The organism is Enterococcus sp. DIV0187 (assembly GCF_051713785.1).
Classification (GTDB): Bacteria; Bacillota; Bacilli; order Lactobacillales; family Enterococcaceae; genus Enterococcus_A; species Enterococcus_A avium.
Window position 1 is genome coordinate 2,135,001 of the sequence record NZ_JBIOQO010000001.1, and the last position, 16,859, is coordinate 2,151,859.

At 41.7% G+C, this 16,859-nt stretch carries 21 protein-coding genes and 1 other RNA gene (1 of these 22 only partly in view); 4 read left to right on the forward strand and 18 right to left on the reverse strand.

Translation table 11 applies throughout. The annotated features are described in order from the left end of the window. Together IGI52_RS10465 and IGI52_RS10470 are read right to left on the reverse strand one after the other, a co-directional pair. Positions 1 to 165: the 5' portion of a hypothetical protein gene (locus tag IGI52_RS10465; RefSeq protein WP_171030593.1), read on the reverse strand. 198 nt of this gene lie to the left of the window's left edge; the window shows 165 of its 363 coding nt (coding positions 1-165); it begins with the start codon at positions 163 to 165; the stop codon falls past the left edge of the window. 85 nt (positions 166 to 250) lie between these two features. Next, positions 251 to 631 carry a CvfD/Ygs/GSP13 family RNA-binding post-transcriptional regulator gene (locus IGI52_RS10470; protein WP_016179825.1) on the reverse strand — a complete coding sequence of 127 codons (381 nt, stop codon included), beginning with the start codon at positions 629 to 631 and terminating at the stop codon, positions 251 to 253. Between the two features lie 77 nt (positions 632 to 708). Here IGI52_RS10470 and IGI52_RS10475 point away from each other — a divergent pair, with 77 nt between their 5' ends. Further along, the gene (locus IGI52_RS10475) at positions 709 to 1,875 is read left to right on the forward strand and encodes a MalY/PatB family protein (RefSeq protein WP_438781231.1); all 1,167 of its coding nucleotides are present in this window, start codon (positions 709 to 711) and stop codon (positions 1,873 to 1,875) included. Positions 1,876 to 1,934: 59 nt separating this feature from the next. Here IGI52_RS10475 and IGI52_RS10480 read toward each other — a convergent pair whose 3' ends face one another. Next, positions 1,935 to 2,522 (reverse strand): peptidylprolyl isomerase, encoded by a 588-nt coding sequence (locus IGI52_RS10480; RefSeq protein WP_049218898.1) that lies wholly within the window; start codon positions 2,520 to 2,522, stop codon positions 1,935 to 1,937. Between the two features lie 131 nt (positions 2,523 to 2,653). Here IGI52_RS10480 and IGI52_RS10485 point away from each other — a divergent pair, with 131 nt between their 5' ends. Together IGI52_RS10485 and IGI52_RS10490 are read left to right on the forward strand one after the other, a co-directional pair. Beyond that, complete coding sequence (locus IGI52_RS10485; protein WP_048719062.1) at positions 2,654 to 3,637, forward strand: NAD(P)/FAD-dependent oxidoreductase; 984 nt, start codon at positions 2,654 to 2,656, stop codon at positions 3,635 to 3,637. Positions 3,638 to 3,696: 59 nt separating this feature from the next. Next, on the forward strand, positions 3,697 to 4,206 hold the full coding sequence (locus tag IGI52_RS10490) for a phosphatidylglycerophosphatase A family protein (protein ID WP_016179821.1): 510 nt from the start codon (positions 3,697 to 3,699) through the stop codon (positions 4,204 to 4,206). Between the two features lie 18 nt (positions 4,207 to 4,224). Here the strand turns inward: IGI52_RS10490 and IGI52_RS10495 are convergent, their stop codons facing one another. From IGI52_RS10495 to IGI52_RS10510, 4 genes are read right to left on the reverse strand one after another with little or no spacing between them, the layout of a single operon-like run. Further along, entirely contained in the window at positions 4,225 to 4,860 is a 636-nt protein-coding gene (locus IGI52_RS10495; protein ID WP_368757159.1) for a TIGR01906 family membrane protein, read from the reverse strand. Continuing rightward, positions 4,850 to 5,620 carry a TIGR01457 family HAD-type hydrolase gene (locus IGI52_RS10500; protein ID WP_016179819.1) on the reverse strand — a complete coding sequence of 257 codons (771 nt, stop codon included), beginning with the start codon at positions 5,618 to 5,620 and terminating at the stop codon, positions 4,850 to 4,852. Before IGI52_RS10500 ends, IGI52_RS10495 begins: the two co-directional genes overlap by 11 nt. Positions 5,621 to 5,624: 4 nt before the next feature. Then, positions 5,625 to 6,245 carry a YutD family protein gene (locus tag IGI52_RS10505; protein ID WP_016179818.1) on the reverse strand — a complete coding sequence of 207 codons (621 nt, stop codon included), beginning with the start codon at positions 6,243 to 6,245 and terminating at the stop codon, positions 5,625 to 5,627. A 34-nt stretch (positions 6,246 to 6,279) separates the two neighbouring features. Then, complete coding sequence (locus IGI52_RS10510) at positions 6,280 to 7,659, reverse strand: bifunctional metallophosphatase/5'-nucleotidase (protein ID WP_438781232.1); 1,380 nt, start codon at positions 7,657 to 7,659, stop codon at positions 6,280 to 6,282. A gap of 96 nt (positions 7,660 to 7,755) precedes the next feature. On the opposite strand from IGI52_RS10510, the gene IGI52_RS10515 reads away from it, so the two are divergent. Beyond that, entirely contained in the window at positions 7,756 to 8,235 is a 480-nt protein-coding gene (locus tag IGI52_RS10515) for a methylated-DNA--[protein]-cysteine S-methyltransferase (RefSeq protein ID WP_048720347.1), read from the forward strand. A gap of 51 nt (positions 8,236 to 8,286) precedes the next feature. Here IGI52_RS10515 and IGI52_RS10520 read toward each other — a convergent pair whose 3' ends face one another. The 11 genes from IGI52_RS10520 to IGI52_RS10570 all read right to left on the reverse strand — a co-directional run bounded on the left by IGI52_RS10520 (position 8,287) and on the right by IGI52_RS10570 (position 16,800). After that, on the reverse strand, positions 8,287 to 8,781 hold the full coding sequence (locus IGI52_RS10520; protein WP_048720343.1) for an LURP-one-related/scramblase family protein: 495 nt from the start codon (positions 8,779 to 8,781) through the stop codon (positions 8,287 to 8,289). An 11-nt stretch (positions 8,782 to 8,792) separates the two neighbouring features. Continuing rightward, positions 8,793 to 9,662 (reverse strand): SPFH domain-containing protein, encoded by an 870-nt coding sequence (locus IGI52_RS10525; RefSeq protein ID WP_048720345.1) that lies wholly within the window; start codon positions 9,660 to 9,662, stop codon positions 8,793 to 8,795. Between the two features lie 165 nt (positions 9,663 to 9,827). Then, an RNA gene (gene ffs / locus IGI52_RS10530) (signal recognition particle sRNA small type) lies at positions 9,828 to 9,911 on the reverse strand. A gap of 26 nt (positions 9,912 to 9,937) precedes the next feature. Next, on the reverse strand, positions 9,938 to 10,441 hold the full coding sequence (gene tadA / locus IGI52_RS10535) for a tRNA adenosine(34) deaminase TadA (protein WP_048721224.1): 504 nt from the start codon (positions 10,439 to 10,441) through the stop codon (positions 9,938 to 9,940). Positions 10,442 to 10,535: 94 nt separating this feature from the next. Next, on the reverse strand, positions 10,536 to 10,871 hold the full coding sequence (locus IGI52_RS10540; protein WP_016179811.1) for a hypothetical protein: 336 nt from the start codon (positions 10,869 to 10,871) through the stop codon (positions 10,536 to 10,538). Between the two features lie 129 nt (positions 10,872 to 11,000). Next, complete coding sequence (locus IGI52_RS10545; RefSeq protein WP_102871740.1) at positions 11,001 to 11,711, reverse strand: zinc metallopeptidase; 711 nt, start codon at positions 11,709 to 11,711, stop codon at positions 11,001 to 11,003. Between the two features lie 117 nt (positions 11,712 to 11,828). After that, entirely contained in the window at positions 11,829 to 12,152 is a 324-nt protein-coding gene (locus IGI52_RS10550) for a zinc ribbon domain-containing protein YjdM (RefSeq protein WP_016179809.1), read from the reverse strand. Between the two features lie 172 nt (positions 12,153 to 12,324). Continuing rightward, a complete protein-coding gene (locus tag IGI52_RS10555; RefSeq protein WP_438781233.1) occupies positions 12,325 to 13,383 on the reverse strand; it encodes a hypothetical protein in 1,059 nt (352 codons plus the stop codon). Between the two features lie 631 nt (positions 13,384 to 14,014). Continuing rightward, positions 14,015 to 14,971, reverse strand: a complete 957-nt coding sequence (locus IGI52_RS10560; RefSeq protein ID WP_438781235.1) for a DHH family phosphoesterase — start codon at positions 14,969 to 14,971, stop codon at positions 14,015 to 14,017. Positions 14,972 to 14,984: 13 nt separating this feature from the next. Beyond that, complete coding sequence (locus tag IGI52_RS10565; protein ID WP_016179806.1) at positions 14,985 to 16,316, reverse strand: DRTGG domain-containing protein; 1,332 nt, start codon at positions 16,314 to 16,316, stop codon at positions 14,985 to 14,987. 247 nt (positions 16,317 to 16,563) lie between these two features. Next, the gene (locus IGI52_RS10570; protein WP_225844341.1) at positions 16,564 to 16,800 is read right to left on the reverse strand and encodes a hypothetical protein; all 237 of its coding nucleotides are present in this window, start codon (positions 16,798 to 16,800) and stop codon (positions 16,564 to 16,566) included. Positions 16,801 to 16,859 lie beyond the last annotated feature (59 nt).

A 16,859-nucleotide genomic window follows, 5' to 3' on the forward strand; every position in this document is an offset into this window, starting at 1 on the left:
TAGTGTCGCCTTCAAGAAATTCAAAAAACTAGCTAAAACGGTGTTTTCGGCTTTGGTATCAGTGCGAGCAAATTCTTTCTCTTTTCCTATTTCGTGAACTAAAAAACGCTTCGATCCATCTTCTAAATGCAACATGATTGTTCCTGACACTTGTTTTGTCACAATTTTCACCTCTGCAAAAGCTAATCGTAAATCGGAATCATTGTATCACGTTTTCAGAAAAAAAGATATTCTTTGCATAAAATAAGCCTTAATTTTCAACTTGTTCTTTCAATAGAAAATCGATTGCCTCATCCGTCCAAGCGGGCATGTTTTTCTCTAAGGAGCGGAAGCCGATGTTTTTATTGCGATTTGTAAAGTAACGTTTCCGATGGTAAGGCACTTCAGCGGAATGCTCTGCCAACGTTCGCAAAGATAAACTGATCTTCTTAGTATATTCATCAATATCAATAACTTGTACCTTCACCACTTGTCCAACCTCTAAAAAGCTGTGTATGTTTTTTGTGTAACCAGACTGTACCTCTGATATGTGGACTAATCCTTGTGTCTGAGCATCTAATGAGATGAACGCACCATATGGCTGAATACCTGTGACTTGCCCTTCGATAATATCTCCAATTTTATATCCCATTCATTTCCCTCTTTTCGCATGTTTCATTATACTGTATTTATAAACAAAATTGAAGTTAGCCATCAGGAGGAAGAGAAATGACAAATTTTGAACAACCGATCAATCGCCTTGGCTCTAACAGCGTCAAATGGGATGCGATCCTTAAGTCCTATAATGAAGAGAACCTTTTGCCGTTGTGGATTGCCGACATGGATTTCAAAGCGCCCGCCGGCGTCTTACAAGCCTACCAAAAATTGTTAGAACATGGAATCTTAGGTTATGCTGATACACCTGATACACTTTATACCGCTATCAGCAATTGGGAGCAGGAACATTTTAAGCTTGCCGTAAGAAAAGAAGAGATTCTTTTTTTCTCTGGTGTCTTAGCAGGAATTACTACAGCGATTCAAGCCTTCACAAAGCCAAATGACGTAATTTTAATCCACGATCCTGTTTACCCTCCATTTGCAAACATCATTACGACGAATCGTCGGCAATTGGTTCGAAGCCAATTAGTCGAGGAGAATGGACATTTTGTAATGGACTTGGCTGACATGGAGGAAAAATTCAAACAACACCAGGTAAAAGTTATGATTTTATGCAATCCTCACAATCCCGGTGGAAGAGTTTGGACGAAGAAGGAACTCTATCAATTAGGCGAACTTTGCCAAAAATATCAAGTGCTTGTCTTAAGCGATGAGATTCATCAGGATTTAGTGTTTCCGCCGAATAAAATGACTTCATTTTTTAATGCAGGCGATGGCTTCAGCGACTTTAGCTTACAATTTACTTCGATGACAAAGACCTTTAATCTAGCGGGAATCAAAAATTCCGTTGTTTTTGTCAAAAATGAGAAACTGCGTAGCCAATTAATCCGTAAGCAAGAAGAGAACTTTCAACAAGAAATCAATACCTTTGGTTTAGTCGGTATGGAAGCGGCTTATGAAACGGGTGAAGAATGGTTAGCCGAACTACTACCTTATATTCAATCCAATATTACTTATACAATGAACTTCTTCCGAGAACAGCTGCCAAAGGTAAAAATCATGAAGCCTGAAGGAACCTATCTATTGTGGTTGGATTTTTCGGAATACGATCTTTCTGATAAGGAATTAGAAGAGCGCTTCGTCCATAAAGGCAAGGTTGTCTTAAATACAGGGGTTAGCTATGGGCCAAGCGGGAAGCAGCATATGCGTTTGAATGTCGCCTGTCCGCGAGTAGTTTTAGAAGAAGGCTTAAACCGAATCGTAAGAGCATTAAGTTAAATAAAAAAAGGTTCCCTGCTCAATTTGCGGAGCAGGGAACCTTTTTCTAATCATTCTTATTATTCAGTAACCTCGATTGATTCGATGACAACATCATGCACAGGCTTATCTTGAGCACCACGTTTTACGGCACCGATGCTATCAACCACGTCCATACCTTCAACAACATGACCAAAAACAGTATGACGGAAGTCTAACCAAGGAGTTCCGCCTTGTTTATAGGTTTCAACGATTTCTCCCGGGAATCCAGCTTCTTCTAATTGTGCCATCATATTAGCTGGCACATTTTGATTGTTCACGATAAAGAATTGACTGCCGTTTGAGTTCGGACCAGCATTTGCCATTGATAATGCGCCACGCAGGTTAAATAGATTTCGTGAAAACTCATCTTCAAATTTCTCACCATAAATACTTTCGCCACCCATGCCAGTACCGGTTGGGTCGCCCCCTTGGATCATGAAATCAGGAATGACACGGTGGAAAATTACGCCGTCGTAATAGCCCTTCTTCGCTAATTCGATAAAGTTCTTAACTGTCTTTGGTGCTTCTTCAGGAAATAGTTGAACCGTGATATCACCCATATTAGTTTTGATCGTCGCTTTAGGACCTTTTTCTTCTGTTAAGTTTAATTGTGGAAATTGAGTCACTTCAATGTCCTCCTTTATTTTTTTGCTGTGTCCATCATAACAAACTTTTTGCGTTTTGCCACCTTTACAAGCCAAGCGTTTCTTTCTCTCTCATTTATTTGTTACAATCGATGGAAAGAAAGGGTGTTGATATGGAAATTTTTGATATAACCATTGTGGGTGCAGGACCAGTCGGCATGTTTGCGGCATTTTACGCTGGGATACGCCAAGCGAAAACAAAGCTGATCGATAGTTTGCCACAGCTAGGCGGACAGCTGACGACACTTTACCCTGAAAAAAATATTTACGACATTCCTGGATTCCCGATCGTTAAAGCGGCGGATCTGGTAAACAATTTGGAAAAGCAATTACGGACTTTTTCCCATACTTACTGCTTAGAAGAAGAAGTTTTGGAATTGAAGCAGCATGAGGACTATCTTGAATTAATTACCACGAAGGATACTCACTATACAAAGTCAGTAGTGCTGGCTATCGGCAACGGCTCCTTTCAGCCAAGACGATTAATGATCGCTGATGCGGATACATTTGAAAATCACGGAATTGATTATTACATCAATGATCTGATGAAATATGCCGGCAAAAAAGTGGCCATCGCTGGCGGCGGGGATTCTGCGATCGATTGGGCATTAATGCTAGAGCCAATCGCTGCTGAAGTTTCGATCATTCATCGACGAGATACTTTCCGAGGACATGAGCACAGTGTTGAAAAACTAAAGGAATCGTCCGTCAATATCTACACGCCTTATATTCTTAAAGAACTTCATGGCGAACAGGATTTGGAAGATTTGACTTTACAAAAGGCAAAAAGTGATGAGACAATTACTTTAAATGTGGATTACTTGATCGTCAATTACGGCTTTTCTTCTTCTTTGGATCATTTAAAATCGTGGGGACTAGAAAGCACACGGCAGGCGATCCTAGTTGAATCGGATATGCGCACGTCAATTCCTGGCGTCTATGCCTGCGGAGATATTTCTACCTATGACGGCAAGGTGAAATTGATCGCCACAGGAATGGGAGAAGCTCCGACTGCTGTCAATAATGCCCTGCATTATATAAATCCCAAAAACCGCACGCAGCCTGGACACAGCACCAGCCTATTTCCACAAATCTAGCTTCAGCTGGAGGTTGTGTCGTGCAATGTCAGCTGCACAAACTAAAAAGGAGGTACAATATGGTATTCGAAACGACTGCTCTTGAGCAAAAAGCACGTGAACTTCTTGAGGAACGCGGAGTCACTATTAGAGATATTGCAGACTTGGTGTTCTTTTTACAAAAGGATTATATTGAAAAATTGGACATCGAATTATGTATCCATAGTGTGAATCGCGTATTGACCAAGCGAGAGGTACACAACGCCATTATCACGGGGATCGAGCTGGATAAGCTAGCCGAACAAAAAAAGCTGGATTATCCATTGCAAAATATCCTTGAAGAGGATGAAGGTCTTTATGGAATCGATGAAATCATGGCTCTGTCGATCGTCAACGTTTACGGTTCTATTGGCTTCACAAATTATGGCTATATCGATAAAGTAAAGCCTGGAATCTTGAAGAAGCTTAACGAGCACGATGGTGTGCATGTTCATACTTTTTTGGATGATCTCGTTGGTGCGATCGCCGCGTCAGCTGCCAGTCGTCTAGCGCACGAGCATCCTCGCAAATTAGATTCAATCGTTAAATAAGGACAACAAAAAAAGAGCTTAACGCTCTTTTTTTAATGCCCTTTTACCAAAATAGATCGGTAATAGATAAAAAATTTCTAGCAAGATAAAAAATAAAATGAAGCAATGCAGGAAAAATGTCTCTGGCAGCACATTAATGATCGGGTCCGTTGCCGGATTAAAAATCCATGCGTCATTGTTGAAAAAGACCCCATGAAACATCACGAAGAAGCGATCAAAATTCACTGCCATCAAAAACGCGATCACGATCGGTACAACAACCGCAATGCGGAATGGCTGGATCAGCTTCCACAGACACTGTTGTTTCATTAGCTGACGTATATAAAGTATGCTGGGCACGACTGTTACCAATAATAAGCCGTAATTCAGTAAGAACAGCTTTTTGACTTCATAAAAATGCAATGCGCCGCTAGATGAGACTGGAAAATCTGTCATTTTAAGTGTCTCTATCCAAGGCAAATTCAAATAGCGCATTAATTGATCAAAGTTATGCAGCAGCTCTTTTTCAGAAAGTGACGTATAATCCAACAAGTCTAAATGTCCGATATCAAACTGATAGAGCCAGCGGGCATTAATCGTCAGCGTAATCGCCAGTGTCAGCAAAGTCACTAGCAGGCAAATCAATCCAATACGTTCCAGCCACTTATTCTTCATTGAAACGCCACTCGTCTAACGAGTCCACTAAATAAGTCGGCGGTACTGGCAAAGTCGGTACATCTGCCTTTTGAGTAAAGCCTGACAATACCAAGAGAGTATCAATTCCATTATTGATTCCCGCTAAGATATCGGTCGTGTAATTATCTCCCACCATCAGCACATTTGCTTTTTCCATGCCTAAGGTTTCTACTGCTTTCTCCATAATGATCGCTTCTGGCTTGCCAATATAGATGGCCTTTTGTTGCGTGGAGGCTTCGATCATGGCAATCACCGAGCCGGCGCCCGGCAGCAGACCACGTTCAGTAGGGATATTTTTATCAGGATTTGTTCCAATAAAGGTCGCACCCTTTTGAATCGCCAAGGTTGCCACGACAAACTTCTCATAAGTAACGTCCGTGTCCAATCCCACCACTACATAATCAGGTGTCTCTTCCTCCCAGACATATCCCGCAGCTAAAATCGGTTCAATCAAGCCTGGTTCACCGATTACATAGACCTTCTTGCCTTTATTTGCATCATTCAAATAATCAATCGTGGCAAGTGTCGCAGTATAGACTGTCTCTGGTCCCACATGGATCGAGAATTCATTGGCCAATCGATTGGCTACTGTCTCTGGTGTTTTTGTCGTATTGTTGGTCAAAAATAAAAATGGAATCTGGCGCGCCTGCAATTGCTCAACAAAGCGGCGACCAGCTGGAATCGGCTCGCTTCCGCGATAGATCGTTCCATCTAGGTCAATCAGGTATCCTTCGTACATCCTATTACTCTTCCCTTTGACGAATTACAAAGCGTTCGTCTTTTTCTTTTGTTTTTGTAGGTGTTTCCTTTTTCGGCTGACGGTTTTTGATTACTGGTTTTTTCTTTGGCTTATTGGTTACTGGAACCTTTTTCTCCTCCACGTATGCTTGAGATTTGTCCTTCCGCTTGCGCTTGCGTTTTTTTCGCGTTTGCTGGCGTTTTCCGCCTGTCCGTTCCAAGACAAAATAAGCACAACCAAAATTGCAGTACTCATACAAATAATCTTCTAATGTATCAATCCGCTGCTCCGGTAAGCTTTTCCGATCGTCTTCGCGGAAAAAGCCCTTTAACCGCAACTGGTCATAGCCCCAGTCACCAACAATGTAATCATAGCGTGTCAAGACCTCACTAAAGCGTTCACCTAAACGTTCGGCATCAAAGCCTTCACGATAATTTCTAACTAAGCGGTATTGGCGTTCGCCAATCAAAAGATTACTATCATCGACAAATACGACGGTTTCACCTTTTTTCTTTTCTTCAGCGGGTGTCTCAACGATTTCATCTAAGACCTCAGCCAATTCTTCTGTGACTGTTTTTTCTGAATTGTTTTTCTGTTCTTTTTTGTCTCTTTTTTCTTTTGCCATCGTTTCACCACCTGTTTGCTATTATACCTTGTTTTTATTTGATTGGATAGTGAGTGTGGAGATAGTCCCCCAAAACACTGCGAATAAAATCAGGGAATAAAAATTCATAATGCCCCGCAATTTCGATCGTCGGAAAAAATGGAACGAACATATAATGATCGACAGTCGCCAGCGTATAGTCCAACTCCGGATCAACCGGTTCTCCTAACCAACGAACCTGATGATTCACTCCATCATATTCGATGCCATCATAAACCAGATGACCAAAAATTTTGCCGCGAAAGCCCATCCCTATCACAGGAAAATTGATTAAGAAATGGCGATTCTTTTCCATTTCTAAAACCAGCCGAATCAAATTATTACCATCCAGTGTTACTTTGATTAGATGCATGGGATGCGGCAATGCTGTGTGCAGCTGATCTTGATTCACGATCCCAGCAGGAATATCCGTTAAAAATAATCCTGAGTTCAACACGGCTGCTTCTGTCTTAGCTGCTTCCTTTACGGCGGCCAATGTATAATCGATCATCGGATGCGCCGTTTGCAGATTTGTACTCATGGTAAAGGGAATGTTCGCGACTTCCTTATCTGCTAATAATCGGTGTCCTTCTGTCAGGTATCCGTCAATTTCTTCTTGGTCCTCAGGCAGCTCCAGCATCTTTTCTGTAGGAAAGGTACGAGCTGAAGTTTTCTGGATGCGGTGTTTATCATCAAGTGTCACATGAACTTCGCCCACATAATAACCGTATTTCCCCGCCGCTGCTAGCTGCACATCGCCAATCTTTTCTCCCGTTTCAAATAAATGATGCGTATGAGAACCTAGAATCACATCAATTGCCGGCAGCTCTCGTGCGATTTGCCGATCAACGCTAATTCCCAAATGACTCATCAATACGAGCACATCAACTTTCGGACGAAGCTCCGATACAAGATCTGGCAAAATATCCATAACCTGGCGAATGTCCCAGCCATTGGGATTGTAGGTTAGTGGGAAGGGGGCAGTGAAGGCCAGCAATCCAACCCTCGTTCCCTGTTCGGTCGTAATAATTTTAGATTGTTGTGCCCATTTTGGCGGCTGCAAGGTCTGCTTATCGAAGAGATTATCTAAAAGAATATCGAAATTCGCCTGATCATACAGCTGATTCAGTTCCGCCTTTGAGTTTCCCACGCCCTCGTTATTTCCAATAGTCGCCGCGTCGTAATGAATTTGATTCATTAATTGAACATTGGCTTGGCCATTAGTCGCTTCTGTCAAAGGATGCCAGCGATCAACAAAATCCCCTAAATCAACGGTAATAATTCGCTTATTCGCTGTTTCCTCCTGTTTGCGGTTCAGTAAAAAACGGCGAAGCTTTGGCCAATTCTCTAAATGGGAATGAAGATCATTGGTATGTAAAAGAATAATTTTTTCCATTATTCTACCTCTTTTCAACTCTTCTTGTTCCATCTATAGTAACATATAGCTCAAGAAGGCTGAACGAACTCGTTCGCTAAAAAAGCAGGTGAAAGTATGAAGTTTGACTCTATTCTCGGTACGATTTGGCTAGACGCTAGTCCCGATGCCTTAATTGGGATTTCTTATACACCAATTGATGAAAGCCCCTTAGCCAACCAAGAAATTCTACAAACAGCAAAAAAACAGCTATTGGAATTCTTAGCAGGTAAACGAAAGGACTTTGATGTGCCTTATGCTTTTACATCTGGAACAGCCTTTCAGCAAAAAGTTTGGCAGGCGTTGACAGAGATTCCTTATGGCGAAACGTGCAGCTACCTGACGATTGCTGAGAAAATTCAAAGTCCCAAAGCTGTTCGTGCGATTGGTCAAGCCAATCGCAACAATCCCTTGCCAATCCTCGTTCCTTGTCATCGCGTCATTGGGAAAAATGGCAAACTGGTCGGGTATTCCGGTTCGAGTGAAGAAGGTCTAAAAATCAAAGAGCAGTTACTCGTGATTGAGAATCCGACTCTGCAGGAAATCACTCTTTTCTAAATAAAGAAGATACCGTTGTTGAAGATAGGCAATCAACAACGGTATCTTTCTTTAGCTTGATGCTGACGAAGCTGCTGCTTCATCCTCCTTCACACAATCAATCGCAATAACCAGCGAAATGATTAACTCTTCTAATGCTTCATCTAAAATCGTAATCTCGTACGTATCGCCCCACGAAATCCAGCGCTTGTTTATCTCCGCAATCTTTCGTCCTTTTCGTGACACGTCAAAATCCATGTCCCACCAGTTGCCATCAACCGTCACGTCTTCAGCTGAAATCGAGTATTTCGCTTTGAAGAAGCTCAACTGTTTGGAAATCTCAATCGCTTCTTTCCCATTAATCTCGACAAAAAATTTTGGCAAAAGACTAATTGTCTTCTTAGTAATTCGACTGACTTCTTTCCCCTGTTCATTTTCAACACTAAAGGTTTTGGGAATCTTCATAAAGCTGCCCTTAACCGAATAGTGCAGCCGTTGATCCTCATCAACCACGGTGAACTTTTCACCAATACTAAAAACCTTCTGTTTAATGTATAACTTCTTCATTCTCTGGCCTCCTATTTTTCTGATAGATCCCCTGTATTAATCACTGGCTGGGTTCCTTTATCGGTGATGATGGAAACCAGCAGATTATTGATCAACTGAACTTTCCGATCATCTGTAAACTGAATGTCCTGACCGTTTTCGATTTGTTCCAGTGCCATTTGCGTCATCGTAACCGCGCCTTCAACGATTGTTTGTCGGGCAGATAATATCGCTTTGGCCTGTTGCCGTTGCAACATCGCGTTGGCAATTTCAGTCGCATACGCTAAATGATTCAAACGCGTCTCGATTACCTCAACACCAGCCATCGCTAAACGTTCTTGTAATTCCTCAGCTAATTCTTCTGATACCTCCGTCGTATTTCCTCGCAACGTTAAATCATCGTCATTGAATGTGTCATAAGGATATTGCGTCGCGATATGACGAATCGCTGTTTCACTTTGAATCTCAACAAAATCTAAATAGTAATCGACATCAAATAACGCTTTGGCCGTATCCACCACTCGAAAAACCACGACTGCTGAAATTTCGACGGGATTTCCATCAGAATCATTGACCTTTAATAATGAGCTATTGAAATTTCTTACCTTCAAAGACACCGGGATTTTTCGCGTCAACGGCGTTGTAATGAATAAGCCGTTTGCTTTGATGGTTCCAAGATACTTTCCAAAAAACAAGACTGCTTTCGCTTTATTCGGCCCAACGATTGTTAAAGAACTTAAAAATAAGCCAGCAATAATCCATAGAAGAACGCCTAAAAAGATCAAGCCGAAACTTTCCTTTGTACTGCCAGCAAAAACTCCCCAGCTACCAATTCCTATAATTACAATTAAACCTACTAAACCTAAATACCCATTGATATGAAATGCCTGCTTCTCTTTCATCGTTGCACCCCCAAAATTTAATATCTTCAGTTTACGCTTATTTTGAAAGAGCTTCAATTAATTCTGACTTTCTATAAAAAGTCTATAAAAAAAACTGCCATCCAGACAGTCCCTGTTGATTTGGTTAAAAGAAAAAGCAGACCAAAAAGTCTGCTGTAATGTCATCTATATCAGACACATGCCGGATCCTACTTAGTGCTGCTTCCTTCCAGACCTGACACAATTCACAGGCCCGGCATTGTCCTGCCTTTCGGCAAAAAATAGTATAACAAACTCTACTCGTTTTGGCTAGTCTTTTTTTTCCGTGCTCGAATGGCGCGGAAAAAATTGGTCAATAGCGTTCCACATTCCGCCTCCAAAATACCGCCCTCAACGTACGCGCGATGGTTGAAACGCTCATCTGTTAATAAATTCATCAACGTTCCCGCTGTACCACCCTTGGGATCATATGCTCCAAAATAAACTTCTTCCACCCGCGACAAAATCATCCCGCCGCTACACATTGGACAAGGCTCCAGCGTGACAAATAGCTGACACTCTTCCAATCGCCAGCTGCCCAAATGATGACAGGCCTCGCGAATAGCAAACATTTCCGCATGACTTGTCGCATCCTGACTGTGCTCTCGTAAATTATGGCCGCGACCAATAATTTCTCCTTGATGGACAACGATCGCACCAATAGGGACCTCCGCGATTTCTTCAGCCTTCTTGGCTTCCTTGATCGCTTCTTCCATAAAATATATTTTCTCTTCTTCCGTCAACTGACTTTCACGTTCCATTTCTTTCCTCACTTAACTTCTCTTGATTGCTGATCAACTTACTTTAGCATAAGTTTTTCAGCAAAAAAAGATGCGCCATCACTGGCACATCTTCTTACATTACTTTGTCTACTAAATCCATCAATCGGTCTTTCAAATCCTCGGTCGTATCTTTGATGGAATCACCATAGACCGATACGCGCTTTTTTCCGCTCTTGATCTTGTCTAAAATACTCATGATGTTATCTAAATCTTCATCTGAAAGTTTATCAACGATCGCTAGCAGTGTTTCACTGCCGTCAAACTTAGCATTCACAAAACGCTTCACTTTACAGCGATTCGAAACATGACGAGCCTTTTCAATTAGCTTCCCAGAAGCGACTACAGCGGTAGCAGTGCTGGCTGCGACAATGACGCCTACTCCGATTTTGACTTTGGTCGATCTTTTCATGGTATCAGCTCCTTTATTTCATGATACCACACTCTTAAAAATATCAGTAATAAGAACTACTTGTGATTGAAAGCGCACGCTTCATAGGCTTGAACACAAAAAAAAAAAAAACCGACAAGTCGTCGGTTCTTAATCGCGGCTCCGATTGCCAAAAAGCAATACCAGTCGTAATAATTGTAGAAATGTTGCTAATGCTGCTGCGACATAAGTCAGCGCAGCTGCCATTAAAACTTTTCGAGCGGCTGCCAGTTCATCTTCTGCCAGCATATTTCCTTCACGCAAAATACTCAATGCACGTCTTGATGCATCAAATTCGACGGGCAAGGTTACAAGCTGAAAAACTAGCGCTAATGAAAACGCCAAAATCCCGATATTAATCAATGTTTGGTTCCAGCTCATAATGACACCTAACATAATCAATGGAAAAGAAAGCGTCGAACCGATATTGGCTACAGGTACAATCGCTGCCCGTAATTTCAACGGAAAATAATTTTTGGCATCCTGCACGGCATGTCCGCACTCATGCGCCGCCACACCAATAGCGGCCACCGACGTCGATTGAGCAGTTGCTTCCGATAAGCTCAACAGTTTATTCCCGCTATTATAATTATCGGTCAGATTTCCGGCGATTTGCTGGACTCCGACATCTGTAATTCCTTGACTACGCAAAATGTATTCAGCTGCTTGAGTCCCTGTAACACCTTTACTGCTGCGAAACTCATCGTATTTGCGGAACGTCGAATTGACATAAGCAGAAGCAAGTCCAGAGATGACCAGTCCGGCGATAACTAATAGAAACGTGGGATCTAGAAAATTATAAAATGTTCCATACCCATACATAAACATTCTCCTCTAATCAAAGATAATTGTGCTGTTTGAAATAAACAGTTTCCTAAGCTTAGTTTAGCATGAAAGCCATGAATTTTTTATGAAAACGGCTCTAAGAATCTCTCTAGCTTATAACTTCTTAACAAATTCAGACTTCAGCTTCATGGGTCCAAAGCCATCGACTTTACAATCAATGTTGTGATCGCCTTCAACTAAACGAATATTTTTAACCTTCGTTCCCTGTTTGATGGCCCCAGAAGCACCTTTGACTTTCAAATCCTTAATAACGGTCACACTGTCACCGTCTTGCAATGGATTGCCATTGCTATCTTTAACGACTAATCCCTCTTCCACATCTTCGCTTTCAGACCATTCGTGACCACATTCTGGGCAAACAAATAAGCCGCGATCTTCATAAGTGTACTCTGACTGACACATAGGACAATTTGGCATACTTTTCCTCCAATAAATTTATTTTCTCTAAACATTTAGTTTAGCGGAAAATCTGGAACTTGAAAAGTCTTTCCTAAAAAATCCACGTTATTAGAATGCATCAACCCAGAAAGCTCGCTGATTCGTAAACTTTCGCTACCAACAAACAGAGTAGCACCGCCAAAACAGCATGCTATTTCCTTTTGTTCCTTTTCCGGTTCTTACTCCGCCCCAGCGCATTATTCACTCTATTCTTCATCTTTCTACCGTCTCGATTGCTCTGAATCTGTTCTTCATTTTTGCCTAAACGTTTATAAGACGTATCTGGTTGGTCCAACAGCTCATTGGCTTTATTCCCAGATGCTTTTTTCTTCAGTTCAGGATTCGGCGACGGACTGTCGGACGTGTTGGTATTTTTCGGCAGACTCGTAGGGCTTGATTGGTTTTTCTTCAGGGTAGTATTTTTCTTTAGAGAAGTGTTGTTACTTGAAGCAGTCTGCTTCGACGCTTCTTTAGGCAAAGTAGATACTGATGCAGATGACTGCTTTTTATTAGTCGCGGCTACCGTTTTTTCTTTTTCTGGGGGTTGTTCAGCAGCGATGGTTTCCGGTTCCTTCGCTGTTGGTTTGGTTTTTTGACGGGAATTATGAGATGTCGCAATGATTTTTCCCGGTGTTTGATAACTCACATAGGTTTCGTATTTCCGCACATCAGCTGTGTCAAAAATACTCAAGGTCGTCAATATATTCAACACTTGAATCGTTTGCGCTTCATTAAAAGTGGAGTCGGTATCACGAATCGTCAACTTGTGTTTTTTCCCAATAGTATCTTCAAAAACGGCTTCTACACGATAAACAAGACCCTCAATCCGATTATCGAGTGTCCCAGTTTGTTCTAAATAGCCTTTATTTACACGCGCCTCTTCCGTTTGCGCAAGGTAGGTTGTATGATTGCCAAATAGGCGATTTACTATTGTTTGCCATTCGTTTTCGGTGAAATAGTCTTCAAAATAGGGCAAATATTGGCGCATGACAGCAGTTGGTTCAACTGTAAAATAAACCTCTTGAATCAAGTCTTGGATCAGCTCCGAAAAGCTTCCCATGCAGAAAAAGCTCCGCACAAGGATCGCGACTCCGTACTCAATCAAGGAATCCACATCCTGTGTTTGAGCATAGTAGGCGCGTACTCGTTTCTCCAAATTTTCAGCTTTCATTAGAAATAACTGTCTCTCAGCTAGCTTTGCCACATTCATTGTCTACCCCTCCATATTTATAGCGCTTTCATTTTTTAACACTCATAATAATATAACAATGAAAAGAGTATTGTAAATAGAAAGCCGAAATATCTTTTTTTAAAAATTCTAAAGAATTTGAAGAATGACATTTTATACATTAAAAACTTTTCTAAACTGAATTTTAGTTATTTATAAAAAAATATAGTAATTTTAAAAACTTTATATAAACTCACTTTTTATATATTCGTTAATTAGTCTTGCTTTACCGCTTTATACCTCAAAACCTGACAATGACTTGGATTGTTTTCTTTCAACTACCTTCACGCTGGATGTACGTCTGTGACTTAATAAGAAAGACTTCACGCACACGCTCAGCTTTTGAGCACCAATCCAGCAGTCTTAGTGAGATGATTGCCGGAATGAAGGTTAGCAGCAACTTTATGCACAGCTAACGCAGAAAAGCTCGTTCGTGAAGCCGGACATGGATACACCTGCCGTAAAATATTTTTCATATAAGAATTTTTATACTTTCCTCAAGTCAAAAAGGCATGGAAAGAAGCCTAAGGATACACCTTACGTTTCTTTCCATGCCTAGTATTAATGTATCAATCATGAAACAACCTTTGTTCACAGCTATTTCTAGATTTTTTTAAACCAATCGATCTTGGTTGTAATTGTTGCACAATACTTGAATCTCACGATAGATGTCCTGGCACATCGCCTGATCCTTCGCGTTTGCTCCGCTGGCTAAGGGATGGCCCCCGCCATGATAACGTTTAGCTAATTCGTTGATAACCGGACCTTTGGAGCGAAGCCGAACTCGATAATAGCCTTCTGGCTGCTCCACAAAGATTGCCCATGCCAACACAGCATCGATTGTTCCTGGAAGCGGCACAAGCGCTGCCGTGTCAGAATCCTTAATACCATACTTATTTAGAATCGCTTGATCCAAAAAGACATAACCGGCACCATTTTCATCAATTTGCAGATTTTGGTAAAGATAGCCTGACAGCTTCGCCACATCTAATGAGATTTGATCAATTTCACGATTCAATCTCGTTGCATCAAAGCCGAAATCCAATAATTTCGCCGCTACCTGCAACGTATGAGAGGTAGTCGCTGGATACAAAAAGCGTCCTGTATCCCCAACAATTCCGCCATATAATAGACGAGCTGCATTCTCGGTCACCGTTAAATTCTCAGCAAACGCAAAATCGGCAATCATCTCACTACAGCTGCTGGCTTGTGTATTAACCCACAGCAAGTCTCCATAAGGGTCATCATTCGGATGATGGTCGATCTTGATCAGCTTATCACCAAGCCTGTAGCGGTCATCACTGATCCGCGGCGCATTTGCCGTGTCTGTTACGATTACCAAAGCACCGTTATATAGAACATCAGATATCTCATCCATTTCAGCTAAAAAGGCCAACCCTTCAACTGGACCGCCCACCTGATACACATCCTTTTCTGGAAAAGACCCACGTAAAATTTCCGCAAGTCCGCACTGGGAGCCAAGGGCATCTGGATCAGGTCGCATATGACGATGGATGATAATCCGATCGTATTGTTTAATCATTAGTAAAATTTCTTCTGTAATTGTCATGCTCTTCCTCTTTCTAAGAACGTTCCATCACTTGACAGACTACGATTGCTTTAGCCACAATCACATTGTCAATGAAAACCTCCAAATCGACCTTCGCTGAACGTCGGCCTAGTTCTAATGTTTTTGAATGAATCTCAATTTCGCTTTCTAATTGAATCAGTCGTAAATAATGCAGATTCATCTGCTCGATTAAGGTATTGCGCCGCTGATCTAACAAAATACTTCGTTGGGCGACATTCGCTACAATCTCACTCAATACGCCAAAAGAAATCGTCCCGACACTGTTCACCATTTGAGGGGTGACCTCAAATTTGAAGTAGGGATTCTCTAACTGATTCTCTTCTCGGTCTGTATCAACTGTAATGATATCACCGACGATTTGATCAGAGATCGTATTAGACATCTGCGGCTGACGCTGAACGAGCTGCATCGCCTTCATGACATCCTGACGGCTGACCATTCCTACTAAAGAAAGATCATCTTTTACTACCGGCATCATTTCAAGTCCATCCCAAATCATTTGATGACTGACCGAAGCCACACTCATACTCTGCTTCACCACATTCGGATCTCGCGTCATGATTCGATCAATCATTAGATTTTCAGCTTTTCCTAAAACGTCCTTGGCTGTCACAACTCCTAAAACCCGCATGCTTTTATTTACAACTGGAAAACGTGAATGTCCGGTTTTATCAGACAATCGATGATAGTTCGCGATCGTATCCCCTGCTTGCAAATAGACGGTCTTTTCAAGCGGCATGTAGATATCGCTGACCTGCATGATATCTTTTTTAATCAATTGATCACTCAACGCCCGATTGATCATCGTTGCTACAGTAAAAGAATCATAGGTCGTGCTTAAAACGGGCAAAGCTAGTTCATCCGCAAGCTTGGCGATCTCAGGTGTCGTATCAAAGCCGCCGGTGATTAGGACTGCTGCACCGTCCTGCAAAGCCAGCTTTTGAGCGCCTTCACGGTTTCCGATGATTAATAACGAGCCTGGGGTGATGTACCGGCGCATCGCTTCTTCTGTCATCGCACCAATGACAAACTTATTCAAATCCTTGTCCAAACCATTAGAGCCGCCTAAGACTTCTCCCTCAATGATTCGAACCACCTCGCCAAAGGTCAAGCGTTCGATATTTTTTTTCAATTTCCGTTCAATACGGATCGTCCCAACACGTTGGATCGTTGAGACCAAACCGATATTTTCAGCATCTTTAATTGCACGATAGGCTGTTCCCTCGCTGACGCGCAAATTTTTAGCAATGCTGCGGACAGAGATTCGTTCTCCCACCGGCAGACTCTCAATATGTTCTAAAATCAGATCGTGTTTTGTCGCCATAATTTCCTCCCGCTATAACATTTATCTATTATATTAGTACAGCTTAGCAAAACCAGTATAACAGAGTGTTCGAAAAAAAAGAAGTCAACCGTTACCATCAAAGTAACCATCGACTTTCCTTGTAGCTCGAACTGTTTAATTTTCCGCCCTTTTTATAAATTCGATCAATAGAAATTGCTGGAGGGATGACACAGCTCACTCACGCTGCCATGAATGTGACACGCATTGCAAAAATAAAAACGAGAGATTACTCTCCCGCTTCTTCCTCATATTTTCCATGTTCCCGATCTTCAAAAGTCATGAAATAGCCGTTGGTGATCCTTTTTTCATAAATATGGTGGCAATTCGGACATTCAACCGGCATCGCTTCTTTCGGATGCTCCTGAACATTCAATACTTCATCAACAAAGAAATGTGTGCCGCAATTTGGACACTTTAATGGTTTTTCTAACATATGACCAGCCCTCTCTACATTTACTGACACCTTAATCATACTCCTTTTTGGCAAAAAAACAGAGTAGTAAGTATTAAAAAAAATCTCCA